The sequence below is a fragment of the Exiguobacterium sp. s36 genome, assembly GCF_018618345.1.
Taxonomy (GTDB): domain Bacteria; phylum Bacillota; class Bacilli; order Exiguobacteriales; family Exiguobacteriaceae; genus Exiguobacterium; species Exiguobacterium chiriqhucha.
On the sequence record NZ_JACSLW010000024.1, the window covers coordinates 1 to 1,840 of the forward strand.

At 59.0% G+C, this 1,840-nt stretch carries 1 pseudogene; it reads right to left on the reverse strand.

The window, feature by feature from the left end:
- Positions 1-25 precede the first annotated feature (25 nt).
- Positions 26-1,665, reverse strand: a pseudogene (locus tag KNP95_RS15850) (IS1182 family transposase).
- Positions 1,666-1,840 lie beyond the last annotated feature (175 nt).

Genomic DNA, 1,840 nt, shown 5'->3' on the forward strand with positions numbered 1-1,840 from the left:
GAGGCTGGGACATAACTAGCCAGTTCTAAAGTATTTCAATCAAAAAGAGGGGTCCGGTCACCGATTTTCGGTGACCGGACCCCTTCTTTGTACTTCGGGCGACAGCGGTGGCGATGAACTTCCGCAGGTTCACCGCCATGAGCGCGAAGCCGAGCTCGCGTCTCACGCGCTGTTTTCCCCTGACGGAGAAGCGGGTGAAACCCAAATTGGCCTTCAGATATCCAAAAACTGGTTCCACGTCCGTCTTGCGTCTGGCGTAGAGGGCACCCGTTTTCTCATCCGAAAGCAGCGTTCTCGTCATATGCTTTTGTTCTTCCCAGGCCACGTTCACACCGACCTGGCGGTGGCTCCCTTCCTCGGCCTTTGTGCACAGGTCGCGGAACGGACACCCGCCGCAGTCCTCGCTCAGATACATGCGGGACTCGCGGGCGAACCCGTCCCTGTCGGTCTTACGGGATTCGTGGCTGAACGGGAGCCGTCTCCCGTCCGGGCAGGTGAACGTATCGGATTCCCTGTCGTACGCCCAGTTCGAGATGTTGAACGGGTTCTCGCGCCACTTCTTCTTCTGTTCCTTCCGGTACATCGTGTACGGGATCAAGGGAACGCGCCGCCGGCGCTCGAGGATGTCCGTGTAGTTCGGCTGGCTCCCATATCCCGCATCGGCGACGATGTAGGCGGGTAACTCGAGGAACGTTTCGACCTCGTCGAGAAACGGGGCCAACGTCCTCATGTCGGTCGGGTTCGGAAAGACGTCATACGCCAGCGTGTACTGGCCCGAGGTCGCGATCTGGACATTGTAGCCGGGCTTCAATTGTCCGTTCTTCATGTGATCATCCTTCATCCGCATGAACGTCGCGTCCCTGTCGGTCTTCGAGTAACTGTTCCGCGTGCCGAAGGCGGCCATGTGTTCCTCGTATCGGCGTTTCCGGGCAGCGAAGTCGGAGGCCTGCTTGCGGAGGCGGCGGGGTTCCTTGCGTCTCGCGCGCAGTCGTTTGCGTTCCTCGACGTCGGTCGTCGAACCGATTCCTCATCGATCGCGTCGACCTTTTCCCCGAGTAGCGCCGCGACCTCCTCGAGTTCTTCGACCGAGAGCGCCTCCGGGCTCTCGCGCTCGATCTCTGGGATGACCTGCTCGGCCATCAGCTCCTCGTACAGCCGGTTCGACTTCTCGACGAGTGCGGCGCTGTATTTCTCGACGGCCTTCCTCCAGACGAAGGTGTATCGGTTCGCGTTCGCCTCGAGTTTCGTGCCATCGATGAAGATCGCCTCCTGGTCGATCTCACCCGCCTCGACGAGGTGGCAACGGAACGTGACGAAGGCGGACTTCAGGATCGGGGCGACGTCCGGATGGACTCGGAACCGATTGATCGTCCGATAGCTCGGCTCGTGTCCCTGGGCGAGCCACATCATGCGCAGGCTGTCCTTGAGAAGGCCCTCGATCTTCCGGCCCGAGAACACGGACTGCGTGTACGCGCAGAGGACGATCTTCATCATCATCCGCGGGTGATAGGCCGGGCAGCCCGTCGTTCGCCAGAACGTCTCGAACGCCTCGTCCGGGATCTGTTCGACGAGGTCGTGGACGGCGAAGGCGATGTCGTTCTCCGGGAGCCGAACTTCTAAATCTAGGGGCAAAACCAACTGGTTCATGGTATACTCTTTGTACATAGGGGCACCTCCAAAGTTATGGTTTGGTCACTTTAACTTTATCAGAGGTCGCCCCTATCTGTTTATATCGAAATGTGCGTACGAACCCATAAAAAGGAGAAGAGGCCACCTGGCGCGAACGAGTCGCGCCAGGTGGCCTCTTTCTTATAAATCTACTGAGTTATGTCCCAGCCTC